Origin of the sequence: Halomonas nitroreducens (genome assembly GCF_003966155.1) — a bacterium.
Classification (GTDB): Bacteria; Pseudomonadota; Gammaproteobacteria; order Pseudomonadales; family Halomonadaceae; genus Halomonas; species Halomonas nitroreducens.
Genome location: NZ_RXNS01000002.1, coordinates 105519 through 128894, shown reverse-complemented (window position 1 = coordinate 128894; position 23376 = coordinate 105519). Strand labels below are relative to the sequence as shown.

Here is a 23376-nt window from a genome sequence, read left to right as displayed (position 1 = left end):
TTCGCGTGGCCACTGGTGGCCGGCGCGGCCGATCAAGCCTTGCGCAGCGAGGCGTTCAGGTGGTCGACCACCTCGGCCCAGTCGGCATCCTCGGCGATGGCCTCGCGGAGGAACTCGGCCTGGCCCTCGTTCCAGCAGGGCGCATCCGGCAGGGCCACCGCTTCCGGGATCGGGGCATGGCGCTCGATGAAACGCTGGATGGACGCCGGGTCCGAGGCCAGACCGAGCTGCTCGAAGAGTTCGCTGAAGGGATGATCAGGGTGTTCCATGCGCCGCTCCTGAGGCCGCAATGTGTGCCGTATACTCTAGCCGCTCGCGGCGCTGCACGGGGGCTGGACCGTTCAACGCTTCGGCGTCTCGCGCTCCCCGACCAGAGGGGTCAGGAAGCGCCGACGGCGTTCGGCTTCATCCAGAGGCTGGGCGAGCAGGTGGACCAGCTTGGTGGCCGCCGCCTCGGGGGTCATGTCGTCTCCGGACAGCACCCCGGCCTCGACCAGGGTCCGGCCGGCGGCGTAGCTACCGATCGCCACCCCGCCATGGGGGCACTGGCTGATGGCGGCGATGAGCTTGCCCTCGCCGGTGGCCTGAGCCAGCACGCCGGTCACGGCCGCCGTGTCCGGCAGGTTGCCGCCGCCCCAGACCTCGAGCAGGGCGCCGCGCACGCGGTCGTCGAGCAGCCAGGCCTTCAGCTGCCAGGCGGCGATGCCCGGCCACAGCACGATGCGGGGCACGCCGCCCTCGGCGAGGGCGGCATAATCCGGCAGCTCGAAGCGGGGAGCGCCGCGCTGCTGGCGTTCCAGGCCGCGGGTCGGGTAGAGCACACAATCCTCGCCCACGCACTCGCCGAGGGGGGGATGGTTGGGGCTGGCGAAGGCGTCGGTCTGGCGGGTCTGCCATTTGCGGCTGCGCACCCCGCGCAGCAATCGACCGGCGAAGCACAGGGCGACTTCCTGCAGGCCGGGGTCGGCGGCGAAGCGTAGCGCCGCCTCGACGTTGGCCAGGGCATCGCTGCCCGGCGCCTCGAGGGGGTGCATGGCGCCGGTGAGGACCACGCCGCGGTCGATGCCCTGGAGCTGGTAGGCCAGGCTGGCGGCAGTCCAGGCCAGGGTGTCGGTGCCATGCAGCACCACGATGCCGGCATGGCGCTGGTAGCGCCCGGCGATCAGGCCGGCCAGCCATTGCCAGTCCCGGGGCGAGGCGGCGCTGGAATCGATGGGCGTCGGGGTGGCGATCAGCTCGAAGTCCGGAAGGGCGGCCCGGCGAGCCGGCGGCAGAGTCGCCAGGGCACGGCGTAGCCGCGCTTCGAAGTCGGGGCCGGGGACCAGGCCATCGGGGCCATCGATCATGCCGAGGGTGCCGCCGGTGTAGATCACCAGCAGGGGGGAGGCGGGGGCGTTGCGCGTCATGGGCTCTCCTGGCCGGGGGCATTGGCGACATGATACGGGCCTGGCGTCACCGGGCAAGCGCGCCGGGATGCTCGGCTAGCGGGTGATCAGGCGTCCCTGGGGGTCGGTCTCGAGTCGCCGGTTGCGTCCCGCCAGCAAGGCGAAGCCGGCGGCGGCCATCACGATGGCCAGCAGGGCGGTGGTGATCTGGGCCAGGCTCAGCGCCCGGTCGAGCATCACGCCTACTGCCAGCGGCCCCAGGGCGGCCAGGGTGTACCCGCCGCCCTGCACCAGGCCGGAGAGCTTGCCGGCCAGGCGCGAGTCGGCGGTGCGCAGCACGATCAGGGTCAGCGCCAGGCTGAAGCCGCCGCCCTGGCCGAGGCCGAGCAGCGCGACCCCAGCCCAGCGTCCGTCCTCCGGGCCCAGCAGCAACAGCCACAGACCGCTGCCTACCAGCGACAGCACCAGCAGCAGGGCCGGCCGCTGGTCCCGGCCCAGGCGGGCGAGCCAGGGAGCGGCCAGGGCGGCGAAGAGCTGGACCAGCACCGAGACGCCCATCATCCAGCCGGCCGTGGCCTCGTCGTAGCCGCGCTCGACCAGCAGGCTCGGCAGCCAGCCGAAGACGATATAGGCCAGCGACGACTGGAAGCCCATGAACAGCATCACCTGCCAGGCCAGGGGCTGGTGCAGGAGGGCCCGAGTATTGCCGGTGGGCGCGGGGGGTGGCGGCAGCGTCCCGGGGCTCGGCATCAGGGCCGCCCAGGCCACCAGGGCCAGGGCGGACAGGCCGGCCCAGGCCATCAGACTGGCCGCCCAGCCGCCGAAGCCGTCGGCCAGCGGGATGCTCAGGCCGGCCCCGAGGGCGCCGCCCAGGCACAGCGCCATGGTATAGACCCCGGTCATGAGGTCGGCGCTCTCGGCCAACTCGCGCTTGACCAGCGCCGGCAGCAGGGTGCCGGCGACGCCGATTGCCGCACCCACCAGCAGGGTGCCGCCGAACAGCCCTGCGGGGCCCGCCAGGCCCCGCAGGGCGAGGCCCAGGGTCAGAGCCAGCAGTGCCAGGGACAGGGTGCGTTCCGCCCCCAGGCGCCGGGACAGCCACGGGGCCAGGGGGGCGAAGAGCCCCAGGCACAGCACCGGCAGGGTGGTCAGGGCGCCGATGGCCAGGACCGGCAGGCCGGCCTGGGACTCGATGCGGGGCAGCAGGGGGGCGAGCGACGACAGCGCCGGGCGCAGGTTGAGCCCCACCAGGATCATCAAGGCGATGAACACCAGTGGACGGGGCCGACGCAGCGGGGCGGCCTCAGCCGCCCTCAAGGTCATCCCCTCGCCACTCCCGGTGCGGGGCCGGGCGGGCGCGTCGACGCTGCTGGCGGTCGCTGAAGGCGGCCTCGTCCTCGAGCTCGTTGGCGGCACGGAAGTGCACCGTGCCGGGGGCGGCATGGTCGCTGTCGGCACGGCGCCGGATGCCGGAAAGGTCTTCCGTGCTGGTCAGGTGCAGGCGTCCCTGGGTGGTCATCTGGGGAACCAGGCGTCCTTCATAGGCCCAGCAGCGCTGTGGGACCTTGGCGACCCGCCAGTTGTGGCCCCGCCAGTGGGCCTGGCCGTCGGCGCCGAGGTGGAGGCCATCATGAGGAACCAGCGCGGCGAACAGTCGTGCGTTGAGGACCAGGCCGCTGTCGCCCATCTGCACCGGCCCCTGATAGCGCCCCTCGCTCAGCTCGGTCAGTACCGCATCGGCCTTGCGCCCGGCGTCGAGACGGCCCTCGCCGCAGAGATGGAGGAGGTCCCGGTCGATCTGCTTGATGACCCAGACGCGCACGGGGGTCCGGCCAAAGAGTCGCTTCCACATGGGCCTTACCCCAGGTGGCGGCGCAGGTCGCCGCGGACACTGTCCAGCAGCGCGATGAAGTGGGTGTCTCCCGAGGCGTCGATGCGGTCGACCCGCGCGACGCTGGCCATGCCCTGGCCCACCGTCAGCTGGTCGAAGATCTCCAGGGTCAGCTTCTCGGCGTCGGTCGCACCCGGCTCCAGGTGGCCATCCTGGAGGGTGAAGCTCGGCAGCAGGGTGGCGCGCACCCGGGTCGCCCCGCCTTCCGCCAGCACGCGGCGCACGAACAGCCAGCCCTCGCAGGCCAGCGACGGGCCACCCGAGTGCTGACGCAGGAAGAGGGTGCGATAGCAGGCTCCCTGGCCGGCGGCCTTCTCGGCCATGCTGCGATAGGCTTCGGTGGTGCGGGTCGCCGAGACCCCCGAGGCCTCGAGCTTCTGCCAGGCGGCACGGTGCTCGCGGTCCAGCTGTGCCTGGCGCTGGAAGGTGAGCCAGCGCTGATAGTCGTGAATCGGGTCGTTGCTGTCCATGGGCATTCCTTGCTCTGGATGGTGAAGATGTCACGCCTGGCCATCGGGCCACCGTCGCATATTCCGTGGTGGCCCGCCAGTCCGGGCCTCAGGCCTGCTGGCGACCCTGGCCACCGCGCCGCCGGCGGCGAGAGGGACGTTGGCCGTCGCCACTGCCGCGGCCACCCTGGGCCTGCTGGGGCTTGCCTCCACGGCCGCCGCCATTGCGACCGCGGCCACCGCCACCGCGGCCGTTCTCGATCGGCTCGGGCTTGGCATTGGGGTCTGGCTCGAAGCCCGGCTCGATGTGCTTCTCCAGGTCCCGCTTGATCAGCCGCTCGATGTTCTTGAGCAGGCCATGCTCGTCGACGCAGACCAGGGAAACGGCCTGGCCGTCGTTGCCGGCCCGGCCCGTGCGGCCGATGCGGTGGACATAGTCCTCGGCGACGTTGGGCAGTTCGAAGTTGACCACGTGGGGCAGCTCGTCGATGTCCAGGCCGCGGGCGGCGATGTCGGTGGCCACCAGCACCTGAAGGTCGCCGGACTTGAAGGCGGACAGGGCTCGGGTACGGGCCGACTGGCTCTTGTTACCGTGGATGGCCATGGCCGGGATGTCCTGCTTGCCGAGGTGCTCGGCGAGCCGGTTGGCGCCGTGCTTGGTGCGGGTGAAGACCAGCACCTGGTACCACTGGTGGGCGCTGATCAGGTGGGCCAGCAGGTCACGCTTCTTCTCGCGGTCGACCCGGTAGACCGCCTGATCCACCGTCTCGGCGGTGGTGTTGCGGCGGGCCACCTCGATCAGCGTCGGCGCGTCGAGCAGCTTGTTGGCCAGCGCCTGGATCTCGTTGGAGAAGGTCGCCGAGAACAGCAGGTTCTGGCGCTGCGGCGGAACCAGCTTGAGGACCTTCTTGATGTCGTGGATGAAGCCCATGTCGAGCATGCGGTCGGCCTCGTCCAGGACCAGGATCTCGATGCCGGAGAGATCGACATGGCCCTGTTGGTGCAGGTCGAGCAGGCGACCCGGGGTCGCCACCAGGATGTCGAGGCCGGGGCGGATGGCATCCACCTGGGGCTGCTGGCCGACGCCACCGAAGATCACGTGGGAGGTGAGCGGCAGGTGACGGCCATAGTCACGCACGCTCTCGCCCACCTGGGCGGCCAGCTCGCGGGTCGGGGTCAGCACCAGGGCGCGTACGCCCCGCTTGGCCGGCCGCTTGCCGCCGGACAGGCGCTGCAGCATGGGCAGGGTAAAGCCGGCGGTCTTGCCGGTGCCGGTCTGGGCGCTGGCCAGCAGGTCGCCGCCCTGCAGGACGGCGGGAATCGCCTGGCGCTGGATCGGGGTCGGGATCGTGTAGCCCTGGGCATCGATGGCGCGCAGCAGTTCGGCGCTCAGGCCGAGGTCGGAAAAGGTCATGCGGTCTCCGCAACAACGCCTCGGTCCGCGCCAGTCTCGAGTCGCGACTGGCCAGTCCCGGGCCGGGGCGTGGGAATAGGGGTAGACGCGGCAGAAGGGACCGAGAAAGCCGCGAGGGCGATCATTATGCCACAGCGGCGCCGTCAACGCAGCCGGCGAATCCCGGCGGCGATCTCGTCGGCGACGCCGTCCCAGCTGTGGCCCAGGGCGCGGACCAGGGCCGGGTAGCCATCGGCCGCCAGGGGCGTGGTGACCCGGAAGGGCTCGAGGACCAGCAGGCGGCCGTCGGCGTCGCGCAGCTGCCAGCGGCCCTCGGTGACGGCGAGGCCGTCGTGGCGTCCCTGGAAGCGTTCCACCTCGACGCGCAGGCGCTGCGACGTCTCGTTCCCGGCGTCGGCCTCGAGCATCACCCGGGTCTCCGGGAGGCGATGGGCGAGCCGCTCGCGCAGGCCGCGTTCCAGCTGGCGGCCCAGGGGCTCGACCCACTGGTGACCGCTGGCCTCCTGCAGGGTGATGTCATCGAGCTGGAAGACGATGCCCTCGACGTCCAGGTAGCGGGTCAGGCGCAGCGGGCGCACGGTCAGCTGATGGCGAGCCTCGGCGCCCGAGGCCGGCGCGGGTGGAGTGGCGGCATCGTCGGGCAGGGTATAGCGGGTCGGCGGTGCGCCACCCACGGCGCAGCCGCCCAGCCACACCAGGCTCATGAGGGTGGCAAGACCTTTGGGGGAGATCATGGCTGGCTCCTCTGGGTCGGGGCGCGAGGCATCGGGTCCTCGGTCTGCAGGCTGTCGAACAGCAGCGCCCGAGGATCGTCGCCCAGCTGGCGGGCCATCGGCTGCAGGTCGCGCATCAGGCGTTCGACCTGGTCGAGGGTGTCGGTCAGGTCGCGGTAGGCCGGAGCCTCCGGCGACAGGCCCTCGAGGGTGCCGCGCAGCTCCTGCAGGGTGGCATTGAGGTTGCCGGGCAGAGCCCGGGTCCCCGGGTCGTCGAGCAGGCCCTGCACCCCGGCGGTGAGCTCGCGGACTTCCTCGAGCATCGCCTCCGAGGTGGAGAGGTTGCGCTCCAGGCCATCGAGAATCGGCGCCACCTGCAGTTCGTTGAGCTTGTCGAGCAGGGCCGTGACCTGGGCCTGGATCTGGGCCAGGCCACCGGAGGTGGTGGGGAAGACGGTGCGCTCGGCGAACGTCTCGGGCCGGTACTCGCCCGAGCGCTCGCGGTCGAAGGTCAGGTCGACGAACAGGGCCCCGGTCAGCAGGCTGCCGTTCTTCAGCGACGCCCGCAGGCCGCGCTTGAACAGCCGGTCGAAGCGCGCCCGCCAGTCCTCGAGGTCCAGCGCCTGGCTGTCGATGCCCAGTCGCTGGGGCTCGATGCGGATCAGCACCGGGATGGCCAGCCGGTCGCGCCGGTCGGGCTGGGGCGCGGTGAAGTTCCAGGGCACGCTGGCCACCGTGCCGACCCGCACGCCGCGGAACTCCACCGGGGCACCACGGCTCAGGCCGCGGACCGTGTCCTCGATCAGCAGCACGTACTCGAGGTAGCGATCGAAGGTGCCCTGGCGGGCGCTGTCCTCGTCGGCATAGAGGGTGAAGGTGGTGTCGGGGTCGGCGGGCAGGCCTCTGGGGAGGTCCTCGGGCACGCCGAAGGTCACGCCGCCACCGAGCAGCGCCTCCAGAGACTCCAGCTGCACGCGGACGCCTTCGGAGTCGAGTTGCAGGTCGACGCCGCTGGCGGTCCAGAAGCGCGTATTCTCGGTCACCAGGCGGTGGTAGGGGCTCTCGATGAAGATGCGATGGTGCATGCGCCGGGACGCCACCTCGAAATCGGCTTCCTCGACGCGGCCCACGGCGAAGCCCTGGTAGGTGACCGGGTCGCCGACACTCAGGGAGTTGCCGAGCTGGCTGATCAGGTTGACCCTCAGGCCCTCGGCCCCGGGGGGCGCCACCGGCGGTTGCTCGCTGACCTGGAAGGTGCGCTTCTCCTCCTCGCTGCGCCCCGGCTCGAGCTGCAGGTAGGCACCGGACAGCACGGTGTTCAGGCCGCTGATGCCCTCCCGGCCGATGCGCGGCTTGACCACCCAGAAGTAGCTGTCCTCGACGAGCATGGGGGTGGCCTCGGGCTTCATCCGTGCCTTGAGCACCACCCGCGAGAGGTCGTCCGACAGCGACACCGTCTCCACCCGGCCGATCTCCACGTTGCGGGTCTTGATCAGGGTGCTGCCGGCCTCGATGCCGTCGGCGCTCTGCATGGTCAGGGTGATCAGCGGGCCACGGCTGAGGTAGTTGTCGTAGACCAGCCAGGCACCGATCAGCAGCGCCACGATGGGCACGATCCAGATCGGCGAGAGCGGTGCCTGGGGCGTGGCCCGGGCCCGGTGCGCATCCTCGGCCGTGTCGTCACGGGGCGAGTCGTTCATGGGCTGCTTCCTTGTCCGCTGAGTGGCTCGGGGGCGTCGGGGTGTCCCAGATCAGTCTGGGGTCGAAGCTCATGGCGGCGAGCATGGTGATCACCACCACGGCGCCGAAGGCCAGGGCCGCGGGGCCGGGGGTGACCGACATCAGGTTGCCGGCCCGGATCAGCGCCACCAGGATGGCGACCACGAAGATGTCGACCATCGACCAGCGGCCGATGAACTCGGTCAGCCGGTACAGCCGGGTGCGCGACAGCGCGAAGTGGTTGTGCGCCCGGGGCGCCACCAGGCACAGCCAGGCCAGGGCCAGCAGCTTGCCCACCGGCACGATCACGCTGGCCACCAGGATCACCAGTGCCACCGGCCAGGAGCCCATCTCGATCAACTCGACGATGCCGCCGATGATGGTGGACGGGTCGCTGCGCCCCAGGCTGGTGGTGGTCATGATCGGGTAGATGTTGGCGGGAATATAGAGGATGGCCGCCGCGGCCAGCAGCGCCCAGGTGCGCTGGATGCTCCGCGGGTGGCGGGCATGCAGGGGCTCGCCGCAGCGCCGGCAGCGGCCCTGGCCGCCGGTGTCCAGGCGATTGACCAGGCCGCAGGTGGGGCAGCCGGTGAGGCGCTGGGCGGCGGCGGTCTCGCCGGTGCGACTGCCTTCGGGGGCACTCGGCTCCCCGGCCAGGGCGAACCATAGCCAGTCGCGATCCACCGACTGGGAGGTGGCCAGCAGCAGCAGGGCGAAGGCCCCGAAGGCCCAGAAGGAGGGGCCCAGTTCCACCTGGGCGAGCCCGGCGATCTTGATCAGGCTGACCAGGGTGCCGACCAGGAAGACGTCGGCCATCATCCACGGCTCGAGGTGGGCCAGGGAGCGCGCCAGGCCGCGGCTTGCCGGCAGTGGCGAGCCTCTCAGCAGCCCGGCCTGGAGCCAGATCACGCCGGCCAGGTAGATGGCCGGCAGCACCAAAATGGTCAGCAACACCGCGATCGCCACCAGGGGCTCGTCGTGGCCGATCAGCTGGGCGGCGGTCTGGGTCAGCTCGATGCGGTTGCCGACGCCGCTCACGCGGAAGCCGAGAAAGGGAAAGGCCAGGGCCAGGGCCAGCGCCGTCAGGGCGGCCAGGGCCAGGGCCAGGCTGCGCTGGGCGGGGTAGCGATGACGCCGGACCTGCGAGTGGCGGCAGCGCGGGCAGACGGCCTGCTCGCCGGCATGCAGGGGGGGGAGAGCCATCAGCCAGTCGCACTCGTGGCAGGCACGCAGGCGCCGCCGGGAGATCCGGACTTCCGGCGGGGCACGGTCCACGAGGGGCGCCTGCCGGGGCAGGGCGACATGACGAAAGGCCGGCCTTGGCACTGGCGAGGGGTCCTCCTGACGGCGCAATGAACTAATGGAAAGTGTGTCACGTTGACGCCGGGGGCACCATAGTCAAACATGCGGGCCTGAATGTTCCCCTTGGAGATCCCATGATGCTTCCCGCTCTGGCGGTGGTGGCAGGCCTGATCCTGCTGGTATGGAGCGCCGAGCGCTTCATCGATGGTGCCGCCGCGACCTCGGCACGACTCGGTCTTTCCCCGCTGTTGATCGGCATGCTGGTGATCGGCTTCGGCACCTCGGCGCCGGAGCTGGTCGTCTCGGCCATCGCGGCAGGGCAGGGCAACCCCGGCCTGGCCCTGGGTAATGCCTACGGCTCGAACATCGCCAACATCGGCCTGATCCTGGGCGTGGTGGCGCTGATCTCGCCGCTGGCGGTGCATTCGGGGGTGATCCGCCGCGAATTGCCGGTACTGGGGGGCGCGACGTTGCTGTCGGCGCTGCTGCTGCTGGGGGGCGGCATCGCCCGCCTGGAGGGCGTGCTGCTGCTGGTGCTGCTGGGGGCCTTCATGGCGATCAGCGTCGTCAAGGGGCTGCGTGACGGCAGCGATCCCCTCTCCGCCGACACCGAGACCGACTTGGCGGCCCATCCCATGTCGCTGCGTGCCTCCCTGGCCTGGACGGCGATCGGTCTGGTGCTGCTGGTGGCCAGTTCGCGGCTGCTGGTCTGGGGGGCGGTGGCCATCGCCCAGAGCTTCGGCGTCAGCGACCTGATCATCGGCCTGACGGTGGTGGCCGTGGGCACTTCGCTGCCGGAACTGGCGTCCTCGCTGAGCGCCCTGCGGCGGGGCGAGCATGACCTGGTACTCGGCAATGTGGTGGGCTCCAACCTCTTCAACACCCTCGGGGTGGTGGGGCTGGCCGCGGTGATCGCCCCCATCGACGCCGGCCGCGAGGTGCTGCTGCGCGACTGGAGTCTGATGACCGCCATGACCGTGCTGATGGTGGTCTTCGCCATGGGCTGGCAGGGCCGGGCAGGGCGCATCAACCGCCTCGAGGGGGGCACGCTGCTGGCGATGTACGTAGGCTACATCGGCTTCATGATCAGCCTGGTGGTCGGCAGCGCAACCGCCTGATCGACATGCTGCGACAACGCGACACAGCACTGGTCGCCGAACTGGCTAACAGGCGGCAAGCTCCAAGGCGTATGATAGGGGAGTGGAACTGATGGAATTAGCTTATTCGTTCTGGCTATGGATGCCTGTGGGCCTGCCCCGCGCCAGGATGCTCTAGGCTGTTCCGTGACCGATCTAGAATGCGGCAGGGCGCAAGACGCCCCACGCACAAGAGCACGTCCAGTGCCTGACGCATCTCGTACCCATGAACCGCAGGAACGAGGAGTGCCTCATGGAACTGGATCCCCTGCTGCTATCGCGGTTGCAGTTTGCCTTCGTGGTGTCCTTCCACGCCATCTTCCCGGTGTTCACCATCGGGCTGGCGTCCTATATCGCCGTGCTCAACGGCCTCTTCTATCGCACCGAGAATCCCGCCTGGGAACGCCTGGCGATCTTCTGGACCCGGGTCTTCGCCGTGGTCTTCGGGATGGGTGTGGTCTCGGGGATCGTCATGTCCTTCCAGTTCGGCACCAACTGGAGCAACTTCTCCCTGGCGGCCTCCAACTTCCTGGGGCCGATGCTCAGCTACGAGGTGGTGACGGCCTTCTTCCTGGAAGCCGCCTTCCTCGGCGTGCTGCTGTTCGGCCGGGGCAAGGTCCCCCAGGGCGTGCACCTCTTTGCCGCCATCATGGTGGCCATCGGCACCTTCATCTCCTCGTTCTGGATCCTCGCCGCCAACAGCTGGATGCAGACCCCGGCGGGCATGGAACTGATCGACGGCCGCTTCCACGTGACCTCCTGGTCGGCGGCGATCTTCAATCCCTCCTTCCCCTATCGCTTCGCTCACATGGTGCTGGCTTCCTTCCTCACCGGTGGCTTCGTGGTGGCCGGCGTCAGCGCCTGGTACCTGCTGCTCGGCCGCGACGTGGAAGCCAACCGCAAGGCCTTCTCCATGTGCCTGTGGCTGCTGCTGGTGCTGGCGCCGACCCAGGCGGTGGTGGGGGACTTTCATGGCCTCAACACCCTGGAGCATCAGCCGACCAAGGTGGCGGCCATGGAAGGCAACTGGGAGACGCAGCCCGGCGCGCCGCTGCTGCTGTTTGCCTGGCCCGACCAGGATGCCCAGGACAACCACTTCGAGATCGGCATTCCCAAGTTGGCGAGTCTGATCCTGACCCATCACCTGGACGGCGAGGTCCCCGGCGTGAGCGCCGTGCCGCCGGAGGAACAGCCGCCGGTGTGGATCGTGTTCTGGTCGTTCCGGATCATGGTGGCCATGGGCCTGGCGATGATCGCCGTGGCCCTGGCCGGCCTGTGGCTGCGCTTCAAGGGCCGGCTCTATGAGCATCGCGGTTACCTGCAGCTGATGCGGGTGATGACGGTCACCCCCTTCCTGGCCGTGCTGGCCGGCTGGTTCGTCACCGAGACCGGCCGCGCGCCCTGGCTGGTCTACGGCATCATGGATCAGGCCGAGGCGCTGACTCCGTCGCTGACCGGTGGCATGGCGCTGTTCACTCTGATCGGCTACGGCCTCGTGTACGCCGTGGTCTTCTACAGCGGGACCCTCTACCTGACCCGGGTGGTGCGCCAGGGCATGCTGCCCGAGGCCCCCCACGAGGATGAGGTCGAACGGCCCAAGCGTCCGCTGTCCGCCGCCCACGTGCCGTTCGACGATGCCACCAGCCACCCGAGGAGGAGCTGAACCATGGAGATGTTCGACCTGTCGCTGATCTGGGCCGTCATCATCGGCTTCGGCGTGATCATGTACGTGCTGATGGATGGCTTCGACCTGGGGGTGGGGATCCTCTTCCCCTTCGCCCCGGACGAGGGCAGCCGGGACGTGATGATGAACTCGGTGGCGCCGGTCTGGGACGGCAACGAGACCTGGCTGGTGCTGGGCGGTGCCGGCCTGCTGGCGGCCTTCCCGCTGGTCTACTCGGTGTTCCTGCCGGCACTGTACATCGGTGTCTTCCTGATGCTGGCGGGGCTGATCTTTCGCGGGGTCGCCTTCGAGTTCCGCTTCAAGTCCCATCGCCACCGTCGCTGGTGGAACCGCGCCTTCTGCTGGGGCTCGGCGGTGGCCGCCTTTGCCCAGGGCGTGGTGGTCGGCGCCTATATCCAGGGCTTCGCCGTGGAGGACTTCGTCTACGTCGGCGGGCCGCTGGACTGGCTGTCGCCCTTCACCGTGCTCACAGGCCTGGGGCTGATGGCCGGCTACGCCCTGCTCGGCGCCACCTGGTTGATCATGAAGACCGAGGGGCGCCTCCAGGACTGGGCCTATCGGTTGACGCCGAAACTGCTGCTGATGGTGCTGGTGGTATTCGCCGTCATCAGCGTCTGGACTCCCTTCGTCGACGACTTCGTGCGCGAGCGCTGGTTCGGCCAGCTGCACCTGATCTGGATCTTCCCGGCACTGGCCCTGGGCAGCGCGGTGTGGCTGTGGCGGACCGTGAAGGAGCGTCGCGAGGGCCAGCCGTTCATCGCCACCCTGGGCCTGTTCGTCTTCACCTACCTGGGCCTGGTGGTCAGCAAGTGGCCGGTGATCGTGCCGCCGGACCATACCCTCTGGGAGGCCGCCTCGGCACCGGAATCCCAGTTGTTCCTGCTGCTTGGCATGCTCTTCGTGATTCCCATCGTGCTGGCCTACACCGCCTGGACCTACTGGGTCTTCCGCGGCAAGGTCCGGGAGGGTGAGGGCTATCACTGAGGCCAGCGAGGCGCGCACCGCCCGCGCCTGGCTGGCGCGCCTGGCCCACGTCGAGCGCGGATGGCTGGCGCTGGCAGTGGCTGCCGGGCTCGTCGCCGGCGCCCTGACCGTTGTCCAGCTGGCGCTGCTGGCCTGGCTGGTGGCGGCCCTGCTGGTGGATGGCAGATCGCTTCCGGCCCTGCTGCCGGGCTTTGCGGCGCTGGCGGTGCTGCTGCCGCTGCGCGCCCTGGCCCAGTGGGGCCAGGACGCGGCCGGGCTCGCCGCCAGCCTGCGCCTGCGCACCCGGGCCCGGGGGGAATTGCTCGACCACCTGGCGCGCCTGGGCCCCGTGGGCATTGCCGGCCAGCACACGGCCAGCCTCGCCAACCGGGTCGTGGACCAGGTCGAGGCCCTGGACGGTTATGTGGCCCGCTTCCTGCCCCAGCGCCGGCTGGCCGTGGTCATGCCGCTGCTGATCCTCGCCGTGGTGGCCTGGCTGGACTGGCTGGCGGCAGTGTTCCTGTTGCTCGCCGCGCCGTTGATCCCGTTGTTCATGGCCCTGGTCGGCATGGGTGCGGAGCGGCTCAATCGTGAGCAGTTCGACGCCGTCTCGCGGCTGTCGCGGCATTTCATCGATCGCGTACGCGGCCTCGCCACCTTGCAGCTGTTCGGCCACACCCGGATGGCCACCCGGGAGGTGCACGCCGCCGCCGACGACTACCGGCGGCGCAGCATGCGCACCCTGCGCCTGGCCTTCCTGTCCTCGGCGGTCCTCGAGTTCTTCGCCGCCGTGGCCATCGCCATGGTGGCCATCTACGTGGGTTTCGGCCTGCTCGGCTATATCGACTATGGCCCATCGGGCGAGCTGACCCTGTTCAGCGGGCTCCTGGTGCTGCTGCTGGCCCCGGAATTCTTCCAGCCATTGCGCAGCCTCGCCCAGCATTACCACGATCGGGCCGCGGCGCTGGGTGCCGCCGAGGGGCTGGTGGCGCTGCTCGAGACGACGCCGCGCCGTACCGGCGTCGCACAGGACGGGCCGCGCGGGGAGCACTCGCTCGTCGAACTCGAGGGCGCGACGGTGTCGCACCCCGAGCGGGGGCGGGTGCTGGGCCCCCTGGACCTGACCCTCGCCCGGGGCGAGATCGTCGGGGTGAGCGGCCCCTCCGGGGCCGGCAAGTCGACGCTGCTGCAGCTGCTGGCGGGGTTCGCCGAGCCCACCGAGGGCGCGCGGCGGGTGGTGGCGGATCATGCCTTCGCCTGGATGGATCAGCGCCCGCTGTTGATCCATGGCAGTCTCGCCGACAACCTGCGCCTGGCCGCGCCGCAGGCCGACGCAGCCGACCTGCATCACGCCCTCGCGCGGGCCGGGCTCGCCGACCTGCTGGCCGCCTTGCCCGCCGGGCTCGACAGCGCCCTCGGCGAGCGTGGCGTGGGGCTCTCCGGGGGCCAGGCCCAGCGCCTGGCCCTGGCCCGGGTCTTCCTCTCGCCGGCCCCCCTGGTGCTGCTCGACGAGCCCACCGCCAGCCTCGATGCGGCCAGCGAGGCCCGGGTGCTGGCGGGGCTGGCCGCCCTGGCCGCTGAGGGGCGCACCCTGGTGATCGCCAGCCACCAGCCGGCCCCGCTGGCGCTGGCCCAGCGCATGGTGCGGCTGGACGCGGGCCGCGAGGCGGGAGCGGTCCATGGCTGAGCCCTCGCCCCCCGGATGGTGGACCACCCTGGGGCCCTGGCTGCGCCTGCTGGGACAGCATCGACGTCGCTTGCTGGCCGGAGCCGGCCTGATGCTCCTGGCCCTGCTGGCCGCCCTGGGGCTCTTGGCGCTGTCGGGCTGGTTCATTACCGCCACCGCGCTCGCCGGGCTGGTCCTGGCCGCGGGGGGCGCCGCGACTCTCGACGTCTACGTGCCCGGCGGTGGCATCCGTGCCTTCGCCCTGACGCGTACCGTGGCTCGCTACCTGGAGCGCCTGTACAACCATGACACCGTGCTGCGCCTGCTGGCCGACCTGCGCGCCGGGATGTTCGCCGTCCTCGCCGACCTGGATGCCGCCCACCTGGCCCGGCGGCGCGCCAGCGACTGGCTCAACCGCCTGACCGCCGATATCGATACCCTGGACAGCCTCTTCCTGCGCCTGCTGGCGCCGGCGGCGGTGGCCCTGGTGGCGATCCTCGCCCTGGCCGGCTTTCTGGCACTCTGGTTGCCCGCGGTGGGAGCGACAGTGGCTGGCGTGCTGGGCCTGGCCTGGCTGTGGCTGACCCTGGGTCAGGCGCGGCTGGGCCTGGCCGCCAGCCGGCGCCGCGTGGATGCGCTGGAGCGTCTGCGCGGGCGTGTGATCGAGCAGCTCCAGGGCCTCGCCGAGCTCGAGGCCTACGGCAGCCTGGCCGCGCATCGTCGCCGACTCGAGGTCATCGAGGCGCGGCTCGCCGCCGACCACCGGCGGTTGGGGCTCACCGCGGCCCTGGGCAACGCCCTGGCCGGGCTGGCCACCGGGGCGACCTGGCTCGCCGCCCTGTGGTTGGCCGCCAGGGCCTGGCAGGGCGGTGTGCTGTCCGGGCCGGTGATGGTGATGATGCCCCTGGCCGTGCTGGCGCTGAACGAGGCGCTGGCGGCACTGCCTGCGGCCTTCACCCAGGCCGGCGCCACCCGGGCCGCCGCCGAGCGGTTGAATGCCCTCGAGGCGACCCGGTGCCGGCCGTCCGCCGCGGCCACGGCGCCCCTGCCCGAGGGGCCACTGGCAGTCGCCCTGGAGGCGGTCGGCCTGCGTTATCCCGGGGCGCTGACCCCGGCCCTCGACGGACTCGACCTGGTCCTGGCGCCGGGGGAGCGCCTGGCCCTGTATGGCGCCTCGGGCACCGGCAAGTCGAGCGTGGCGGCCCTGCTGACGCGCCAGCTCGCGCCGAGCGCGGGCCGCGTGCGGCTCGCCGGCCTGCCGCTCGCCGAGGTCGCCGAGGCCGACCTGCGGCGGCGCACGGCCTGCCTGACCCAGCTCACCGAGCTGTTCGACGACAGCCTGGCCGCCAACCTGCGCCTGGCCGATCCCTCGGCCGGGGAGGCGCGGCTATGGGAGGTGCTGGCGGTGGTGGAGCTGGCCGAATGGGCCGAGGGCCTGCCCCGGGGGCTCGCCACCCGGGTGGGCGAGGGGGGGCGGCGGCTGTCCGGCGGCCAGGCCCGGCGCCTGTCGCTGGCCCGCCTGCTGCTGCGTGACCCGGGCCTGGTGATCCTCGACGAGCCCTTCGCGGGCCTGGATAGGGCCCTGGCAGAGCGCTTGGCCGGACGCCTGGACGCCTGGCTTCGAGGGCGCAGCGTGCTCTACCTGGCCCACGCTCCCGCCGTCGGCGGGGGACTGCTACCGGGGGTGACGCGCCATCTGGCGCTGGACGAAGGGGCGTCACACGCCCTTTGCGCCCGGGCGCGGAATCTTACAGGATAGGGCAAAGGACTTTTGCGAGGTGAGCCATGCGGGATTTCCTCAAGCGCCTGCCCAAGGCCGAACTCCACCTGCACATCGAGGGGACACTCGAGCCGGAACTGATGATGGCGCTGGCCGAGCGCAACGGCGTGTCGCTGCCCTACGGCTCGGTGGAGGCGATACGCGCCGCCTACGACTTCACCGACCTGCAGTCCTTCCTCGACCTCTACTACCAGGGCATGAGCGTGCTGCGCACCGCCCGGGACTTCGAGGACCTGGCGATGGACTACTTCCGGCGGGCCCACGACGAGGGGGTGGTGCACGTGGAGATGCACGTCGATCCCCAGGCGCACCTGGCCCGCGGCGTGGCGCTGGCCACGGTGATGGAGGGGCTGGGACGGGCCCGGCGCCGCGCCGAGCGTGAGCTCGACCTGTCCACGGCGATGATCATGGCCTTCCTGCGCGACCGGCCCGCCGACGAGGCCCTGACGCTGCTCGAGCAGGCCGCCCCCTACTGGGAAACCCTGGATGCCGTAGGCCTGGACAGCGCCGAACGCGGCAACCCGCCGGCGAAGTTCAGCGAGGTGTTCCAGCGCGCCAAGGCCCTGGGGCTGGCGCGGGTCGCCCATGCCGGCGAGGAGGGGCCGCCCGACTATATCCTCGAGGCGCTGGATGCCCTGGAGGTGTGCCGCATCGACCATGGCGTGCGCTGCCTGGAGGACCCGACCCTGGTCGAGCGGTTGCGCGAGGAGGCCATGGTGCTCACCGTCTGCCCGCTCTCCAACCTGCGCCTCAAGGTGGTCGAGCGCATGGAGGACCACCCCTTGCCGCGGCTGCTGGAGGCCGGGCTGACCCTGACGCTGAACTCCGACGACCCCGCCTACTTCGGCGGCGGCATGCTGGACAACTTCCTCGCCTGTCGGCGGGCCTTCGGCTGGTCCCGGGAGGTCTTCCTCGACCTCGCCGGCAACGCCATCGAGGCGGCCTTCATGCCCGAGGCACGGCGCACCGAACTGCGCCGCCGCCTCACCGCCTGTCGCTGAGCCCCCGGCCAACGGCCGGCCATAACCGGCCATAAAAAAGGGGCGACCCGTCGCGGGTCGCCCAAGGTCTACACCCCATCTTGCTCGGTGATCAGGCGTCGACGGGGGTCGTCGCCTCCGCCATCCGGGCGTCACGGTGATGCACGCAGCGGCCGTCCGCCCAGGTGGCCAATACGGCCCGGTCGTCGCCGAGCATCATCAGCGCGAACAGGCGCTCGGCCAGGGTCCTGCAATGAGCGGTGCGCCGGGCCAGCAGCGGGGTGGCCTCGGGGTCGAGGACCACGATGTCGGCCTCGCCCCCCTCGCGCAGCCGGCCGACCTGGCCGTCCAGGTGCAATGCCCGGGCATTGCCCAGGGTCAGGCGGTAGAAGCCCTGCCAGGCGGTCAGCGGCTGGCCGAGCAGCTGGCCGACCTGGTAGGCGGCCTTGAGGGTGGCCAGGCCCGAGAGGTCGGTGCCGCCGCCCACGTCGCTGGCCAGGCTGGTGGCAAGCCCCGCTTCCCGGCAGGCCTGGCGGTCGAACAGCCCGCTGCCCAGAAAGAGGTTGGAGGTAGGGCAGAAGGCGATATTGGCGCCGGCACCGGCCAGCCGCTGGCGCATCCCCTGGTCCAGGTGGATGCCATGGGCGAAGGTGCTGCGCGGGCCCACCAGCCCGTAGCGCTCGTAGACCGCCAGGTAGTCCTCGCATTCCGGGAACAGCTCGGCGACCCAGGCGATCTCGCCCGGGTTCTCGGACAGGTGCGTCTGCAGGTGCAGGTCGGGGGCATTGCGCAGGACGGCGCCGGTGGCCTCGAGCTGCTCGCGGCTCGAGGTGGGGGCGAAGCGCGGCGTCAGGCTGTAGCCCAGGCGCCCCTTGCCGTGCCAGTCGCCGATCAGCCGTTCGCTGTCGGCGAGCCCGCCCAGGGTGTCGTCCACCAGGGCCTCGGGGGCGTGGCGGTCCATCAGCACCTTGCCGGCCAGCATGCGCAGACCGCGGCGCTTGGCGGCGGTGAAGAAGGCATCCACCGAGCCCGGGTGGGAGGTGCAGAACACCTGGGCGGTGGTGGTACCGACCCGCAGCGACTCGTCGAGGAAGGCCTCGGCCACGGCCTCGGCATGGACGCGCTCGGCGAAGCGGCACTCCTCGGGAAAGGTGTAGTCGTTGAGCCAGTCGAGCAGCTGGCGACCGTAGGAGGCCATGATGTCGAGCTGCGCATAGTGCACGTGGCTGTCGATGAACCCCGGCAGCATCAGCTTGCCCGAATAGTCCACCATCTCGATGTCCGCCGGCAGGTGGGGCGCCAGGGCGGCGTAGTCGGCGACGGCGCGGATATGGCCGTCGACCAGCCAGAGGGCGCCGTCCTCCAGGTAGCGCACGCTGTCCGGCACCGCGGTGTCGCCATCGCCGGGATCGGCGTCGAAGCTCAGCAGAGGGCCACGCAGGACGCGCATATGGGAACGTGGATCGGTCATCAGTCTCTCCGATGGGCGCCGGTCGCTGCCGGCGCTCAGTCGCGTGTAGGGGAAAAGGTCTCGCGCAGGGTCTCGGGGGACACACCGCGGCGATCCTGGCGCTCGCTCTCGGGCTTGAGGGTCAGCAGCTCCGCGGCCACGGCCAGGGCGATCTCGTAGGGGCGCTTGCCGGCGGCGCCCGGGACGCCGATGGGACAGCGCACGCTGTCCAGGGCCGCCGCGTCGTGGCCGGCATCGCCGAGCCGGCGGCGAAAGCTCGCCCACTTGCTCTGCGAGCCGATCAGGCCGAGGGAGGCGCAGTCGCCGCGGCGCAGCAGGGCATCGACCAGGGCCCGGTCCTCGGCGTGGTCATGGGTCATCACCAGGGCATGGCAGCCCGCGGGCAGGCTGTCCACGGCATCCTCGACCCGGGGGCCCCCGGCGCCCGGCACGATGCGCCGGCGGTGCACGCGCTCGCCCTCGGCGCCCCGGGCCGGAAAGGCGTCCTCGCGGCTGTCGAACCACAGCACCCGCCAGGGCAGCGGCGCGAGCACCTCGACCAGCGCCTGGCCCACGTGGCCGGCGCCGAACAGCGCCACGCTCATCTCGGCGCCGGCGAACAGTTCGATCAGCACGTGCACGTAGCCGCCGCAGCACTGGCCGGAGCGCCCGCCCAGGGGGAAGGCCTCCAGTCGCGTGCCGGCCTCGCCCCGCGCCAGGGCCTCCCGGGCCGCCTCGATGACCTGCAGCTCGAAGCTGCCGCCGCCCAGGGTGTCGTGGACGGCCTCCGGGGTAATCACCATCTTGGCGCCGGGCTCCCGGGGCGTGGAGCCTGCCACCCCCACGACGCTGGCCAACGCATGGGGGCGTGCTTCGCGCTGCAGGCGATCCAGGGCGGCATGCCAGGGCTCAGGCCGGTGCATGGTCGGGCCTCGCGGCGGGCGATGGCTCGGCCCGGCGCAGCGCCTCGGCGGCCATCAGCACCCGCTCCGGGGTGGCCGGAGTATCCAGCGCCGGGCTCACCCGGTAGTCGGCGAGGCTCGCCAGGGCATCGCGCAGCGCCGACCACACCGAGATGCCGAGCATGAACGGCGGCTCGCCCACGGCCTTGGAGCGGTAGATGCTGGCCTGGGAGTTGGGATGCCCCTGCAGCAGGTCGACGTTGAAGGTCGGCGGCAGGTCACCGAAGGCCGGGATCTTGTAGGTGGCCGGGCCATCGGAGACCAGCTGGCCGGCGTCGTTCCACTTGAGTTCCTCGCTGGTCAGCCAGCCCATGCCCTGGATGAAGGCGCCCTCGATCTGGCCGATGTCGATGGCCGGGTTCAGGGAGTCGCCGACGTCGTGGAGGATGTCGGCGCGGCTCAGCCGGTACTCGCCGGACAGGGTGTCGACCTCCACCTCGGCCACGGCGGCGCCGTGGGCATAGTAGTAGAAGGGCCGGCCACGCCCGGTGGCGCGGTCGTAGTGGATCAGCGGGGTGGCGTAGAAGCCCTTCTCGGAGAGCGAGACCCGGGCCATGTAGGCCGCCTGGACGAGCTCGCCCCAGGGGATGCGCGTCTCGGCCTCGCCGATGCCGGCCACCAGGTGGCCGTCCTCCAGGCGCATGGCCTCGCGGTCGAGCCCGCCGGCCTCGCGGTCGAAGTGCGCGGCGGCGAAGTCGAACAGCCGCTCGCGCAGCTTGCTGGCGGCATCCCGGGCGGCCTGGCCGTTGAGGTCGGCGCCGCTGGAGGCGGCGGTGGGCGAGGTGTTGGGCACCTTGTCGGTGCGGGTGGCGCTGATGCGCACGCGCTCCAGGTCCAGGCCCAGCTCACGGGCCACCACCTGGCAGACCTTGGTGTGCAGGCCCTGGCCCATCTCGGTGCCGCCGTGGTTGATCATCACGCTGCCGTCGGTATAGACGAGCAGCAGTGCACCGGCCTGGTTGAGGTGCTGAACGGTGAAGGAGATGCCGAACTTCACCGGGGTCAGCGCCAGGCCCTTCTTGATGATCGGGCTCTGGGCGTTGAACGCGGTGATTTCCCGACGGCGCGCCCAGTAGTCGCTGCTGGCCTCGAGCTGCGACACGATGTCCTGCAGCAGCGAGAGCTGCTCGACCCGCTGGCCGTAGTGGGTGACGTCGCGGGGCGTGCCATCCGGGTCCTTCTCGCGATAGAGGTTGCGCTGGCGGATGGTCAGCGGGTCCTCGCCCAGGTGCCGGGCGATGTCGTCCATGGCCCGTTCGATGATCATCATGCCCTGGGGGCCGCCGAAGCCGCGGAAGGCGGTGTTCGAGGCCTTGTGGGTCCTGGCCCGCTGGCCGGTGACGCGGGCGGCGCCCAGCGAGTAGGCGTTGTCGGCATGAAACATGGCGCGATCGACGATGGCGTCGGACAAATCCGGCGAGTAGCCGCAGTCGCCGATCACGGTGATCTCGCCGCCGGCCAGCACGCCGTGGTCATCGAAGCCGAGCCGATAGCGGTTGTGGAAGGGATGGCGCTTGCCGGTGGCGCGGCTGTCCTCGGCGCGGGGCAGGCGGATCCTGGTGGCCCGGCCGGTGCGCCGGGCAAGCAGGGCGGCGATGCAGGCCCAGGGCGAGGCCTGGGTCTCCTTGCCGCCGAAGCCCCCGCCCATGCGGCGCATCTCCATGGTCACCGCGTGGAAGGGGATGCCGAGCACCTCGGCGACCAGCTTCTGGGTCTCGCTGGGGTGCTGGTTGGAGGTGTAGACCATCACCCCCTCGTCCTCGGTGGGCTGGACCAGGCAGGCCTGGCCCTCCAGGTAGAAGTGCTCCTGGCCGCCGACGAACTGCTCGCCCTCGAGGACGTGGGGCGCGTCAGTCAGGGCCTGCTGCCAGTCGCCGCGCTCGTGGGTGTGGGTGGGGCGCACGAAGTCGCCGCGCTCGGCGGCGTCCACCGGGTCCAGGCAGGCCGGCTGCTCGTCGATCTCGACCACCGCCGCCTGCGCCGCTAGCCGGGCGGCCCGGTGGCTCTTGGCGGCCACGGCGAACAGACACTGGCCGACGTAGCTGATCTCGTCATCGGCGAACAGCGGATCGCCGGGGAAGACCGGGCCGATGTCGGTGTGGCCGGGCACATCGGTGAGGGTGATCACGTCCACCACGCCGGGGGCGGCCCGCACTGCGTCGAGGTCGAGGCGGGTCAGCCGGCCGTGGGCCACCGGCGACAGGCCCAGCGCCACGTGCAGGGTATCGGCGGGACTGGGGATGTCGTCGATGTAGGCGGCCCGGCCGGTGACGTGCTTGACGGCGCTCTCGTGGGCGCGGGAGCTGCCCGCGCCGCCCTGGGGGTCGACGGTCTCCCGCGCCAGGGGCGCATCCCCCTGGTTGCGCCGGGTCTTGTCGCGGGGCAGGTCGAGATCAGTGAGCGTACGCATCGAGAGTCACCTTGGTCGCAGGGATGTTGTTATCGGCGTCGGCCGCGATCATCAGGCGCAGCCGCTCGAGCAGGTTGCCGGCGGCGAGGCGCCGGTACTCGGCGCTGCCGCGTACGTCGGACATCGGGCTCAGCTCCTCGCCGAGCGCCGCGCGGGCGGCGGCGAAGGCCTCGGCGTCGGGGGCCCGGCCCTCCAGGGCGGCCTCGGCGGCCGGGGCCCGTCGCGGGATCGCCGCCATGCCGCCGAAGGCCAGGTGGACGTCGCGCATCACGCCATGCTCCAGGCGCCAGGCGAAGGCGGCCAGCACCGCCGAGATATCGTCCTCCCGACGCTTGGACAGTTTCCAGACCTTCAGATTCTGCTCGGCGCTCGGGCGCGGCAGGAAGATTGCGGCGATGAACTCGTCCTCGGCCAGCGCCGTGCGCCTGTAGTCGAGGAAGAAGTCTGCCAGCGGCAGCTCCCGCTCTCCCCGCGGGCCGTCCAGCCGCAGCCGGGCGTCGAGGGCCAGCAGCACCGGCGGGGTGTCACCGATCGGCGAGGCATTGGCGATGTTGCCGCCCAGCGTCGCGCGGTTGCGGATCTGCGAGGAGGCGAAGCGATGCATCAGGTGCTCGAAGGCCGGGTAGGGCTCGGCCAGCAGCGGGGTCAGCCGCGCCAGTGTCACGGCGGCGCCGATCCACCAGCCCTCGGCGGTCTCGTCCAGGGCATGCAGCTCGGCGACCTGGCGGACGTCGATGATGTCGTCCAGGGGCTTGAGCTGCTGGGTGGTCTCGAGCCACAGGTCGGTGCCGCCGGCCACCAGGCGGGCGCCGGGCCGCCTGGCCTTGAGGGCGCGCAGCGCGGCGAGGTCCTGGGGGGCCACGTAGTGACCGCTGCCGGCCGGGGCGCCCTCGGCGGGGCGGCGCAGCCAGACGACGTTGCTGGCCAGCATGGGATCCTCGGCCCAGGCGGGGTCAGCCGCCGGGTAGTCGCTCATGGCGAGGGCGGCATCGCGGATCGGCCGGTAGCCGGTGCAGCGGCACAGGTTGCCGCCCAGCGCCTCCTCGAGGCGTTCCTGGGTCAGCGGGGCGGGCTGGCGGCGCTGGTTCTCGTAGAGGGTGAACAGCGACATCACGATGCCCGGCGTGCAGAAGCCGCACTGGCTGCCGTGGCAGTCGACCATGGCCGCCTGGGCCGGATGCAGCCGCTCGCCACGGGCCAGGCCCTCCACGGTCACCAGGTGGCAGCCCTCGAGCTGGTGGGCGGGGGTGATACAGGCGTTGGCATTGTGATAGACGAGCTCGCCGGAGGCATCCGGCTCGCCGATGGCCACGGTACAGGCCCCGCAGTCACCGGAGGCGCAGCCCTCCTTGGTGCCGGTCTGGCCCAGTGTCGTGCGCAGCAGCTCGAGGATGCTGGTGTCGGCGCTCACGTCGCTGCAGCGCTGACGCCTGCCGTTGAGGTAGAAGTCGATCATGGCCGGCTCCGTTTGT

At 71.3% G+C, this 23376-nt stretch carries 19 protein-coding genes; 6 read left to right on the top strand and 13 right to left on the bottom strand.

The annotated features are described in order from the left end of the window. Positions 1-32: 32 nt before the first annotated feature. From EKG36_RS02505 to EKG36_RS02465, 9 genes are all read right to left on the bottom strand, one after another. Complete coding sequence (locus EKG36_RS02505; RefSeq protein WP_126480705.1) at positions 33-269, bottom strand: DUF2789 domain-containing protein; 237 nt, start codon at positions 267-269, stop codon at positions 33-35. A 72-nt stretch (positions 270-341) separates the two neighbouring features. Next, a complete protein-coding gene (locus EKG36_RS02500) occupies positions 342-1406 on the bottom strand; it encodes an asparaginase (protein WP_126480703.1) in 1065 nt (354 codons plus the stop codon). Positions 1407-1481: 75 nt separating this feature from the next. Next, complete coding sequence (locus EKG36_RS02495) at positions 1482-2708, bottom strand: MFS transporter (protein ID WP_246007411.1); 1227 nt, start codon at positions 2706-2708, stop codon at positions 1482-1484. After that, the gene (locus EKG36_RS02490) at positions 2689-3237 is read right to left on the bottom strand and encodes a hypothetical protein (protein WP_126480700.1); all 549 of its coding nucleotides are present in this window, start codon (positions 3235-3237) and stop codon (positions 2689-2691) included. The genes EKG36_RS02495 and EKG36_RS02490 overlap by 20 nt, the downstream gene beginning before the upstream one ends. Positions 3238-3242: 5 nt before the next feature. Further along, the gene (locus tag EKG36_RS02485) at positions 3243-3746 is read right to left on the bottom strand and encodes a hypothetical protein (protein ID WP_126480698.1); all 504 of its coding nucleotides are present in this window, start codon (positions 3744-3746) and stop codon (positions 3243-3245) included. Between the two features lie 88 nt (positions 3747-3834). Next, on the bottom strand, positions 3835-5139 hold the full coding sequence (locus EKG36_RS02480; protein WP_126480696.1) for a DEAD/DEAH box helicase: 1305 nt from the start codon (positions 5137-5139) through the stop codon (positions 3835-3837). 143 nt (positions 5140-5282) lie between these two features. Continuing rightward, positions 5283-5873, bottom strand: coding sequence for a PqiC family protein (locus EKG36_RS02475; protein ID WP_126480694.1), 591 nt, complete (start codon positions 5871-5873; stop codon positions 5283-5285). Continuing rightward, a complete protein-coding gene (pqiB, locus tag EKG36_RS02470; protein ID WP_126480691.1) occupies positions 5870-7552 on the bottom strand; it encodes an intermembrane transport protein PqiB in 1683 nt (560 codons plus the stop codon). The genes EKG36_RS02475 and pqiB overlap by 4 nt, the downstream gene beginning before the upstream one ends. Continuing rightward, positions 7533-8846 carry a paraquat-inducible protein A gene (locus EKG36_RS02465; protein WP_246007410.1) on the bottom strand — a complete coding sequence of 438 codons (1314 nt, stop codon included), beginning with the start codon at positions 8844-8846 and terminating at the stop codon, positions 7533-7535. The genes pqiB and EKG36_RS02465 overlap by 20 nt, the downstream gene beginning before the upstream one ends. Before the next feature lie 161 nt (positions 8847-9007). Here EKG36_RS02465 and EKG36_RS02460 point away from each other — a divergent pair, with 161 nt between their 5' ends. The 6 genes from EKG36_RS02460 to EKG36_RS02435 all read left to right on the top strand — a co-directional run bounded on the left by EKG36_RS02460 (position 9008) and on the right by EKG36_RS02435 (position 17103). Further along, positions 9008-9991, top strand: coding sequence for a calcium/sodium antiporter (locus EKG36_RS02460; RefSeq protein WP_126480687.1), 984 nt, complete (start codon positions 9008-9010; stop codon positions 9989-9991). Between the two features lie 271 nt (positions 9992-10262). After that, positions 10263-11672 (top strand): cytochrome ubiquinol oxidase subunit I, encoded by a 1410-nt coding sequence (locus EKG36_RS02455; RefSeq protein ID WP_126480685.1) that lies wholly within the window; start codon positions 10263-10265, stop codon positions 11670-11672. A gap of 3 nt (positions 11673-11675) precedes the next feature. Next, a complete protein-coding gene (gene cydB, locus EKG36_RS02450; RefSeq protein WP_126480683.1) occupies positions 11676-12677 on the top strand; it encodes a cytochrome d ubiquinol oxidase subunit II in 1002 nt (333 codons plus the stop codon). Then, positions 12661-14343: a thiol reductant ABC exporter subunit CydD gene (gene cydD / locus EKG36_RS02445; protein WP_246007409.1), complete on the top strand. Its 1683-nt coding sequence runs from the start codon at positions 12661-12663 to the stop codon at positions 14341-14343. Before cydB ends, cydD begins: the two co-directional genes overlap by 17 nt. Beyond that, positions 14336-16081 carry a thiol reductant ABC exporter subunit CydC gene (cydC, locus tag EKG36_RS02440; protein WP_126480681.1) on the top strand — a complete coding sequence of 582 codons (1746 nt, stop codon included), beginning with the start codon at positions 14336-14338 and terminating at the stop codon, positions 16079-16081. Before cydD ends, cydC begins: the two co-directional genes overlap by 8 nt. 26 nt (positions 16082-16107) lie before the next feature. Then, a complete protein-coding gene (locus EKG36_RS02435; protein ID WP_126480679.1) occupies positions 16108-17103 on the top strand; it encodes an adenosine deaminase in 996 nt (331 codons plus the stop codon). 91 nt (positions 17104-17194) lie between these two features. Here the strand turns inward: EKG36_RS02435 and guaD are convergent, their stop codons facing one another. Genes guaD through xdhA form a run of 4 tightly spaced genes read right to left on the bottom strand, consistent with a single transcriptional unit; the run spans position 17195 to position 23360 of the window. Continuing rightward, positions 17195-18553 (bottom strand): guanine deaminase, encoded by a 1359-nt coding sequence (guaD, locus tag EKG36_RS02430; protein WP_126480677.1) that lies wholly within the window; start codon positions 18551-18553, stop codon positions 17195-17197. Positions 18554-18588: 35 nt separating this feature from the next. Further along, on the bottom strand, positions 18589-19455 hold the full coding sequence (gene xdhC / locus EKG36_RS02425; protein ID WP_126480675.1) for a xanthine dehydrogenase accessory protein XdhC: 867 nt from the start codon (positions 19453-19455) through the stop codon (positions 18589-18591). Further along, positions 19442-21904, bottom strand: a complete 2463-nt coding sequence (xdhB, locus tag EKG36_RS02420) for a xanthine dehydrogenase molybdopterin binding subunit (protein ID WP_126480673.1) — start codon at positions 21902-21904, stop codon at positions 19442-19444. Before xdhB ends, xdhC begins: the two co-directional genes overlap by 14 nt. Further along, positions 21888-23360, bottom strand: a complete 1473-nt coding sequence (gene xdhA, locus EKG36_RS02415) for a xanthine dehydrogenase small subunit (RefSeq protein ID WP_126480671.1) — start codon at positions 23358-23360, stop codon at positions 21888-21890. Before xdhA ends, xdhB begins: the two co-directional genes overlap by 17 nt. Positions 23361-23376 lie beyond the last annotated feature (16 nt).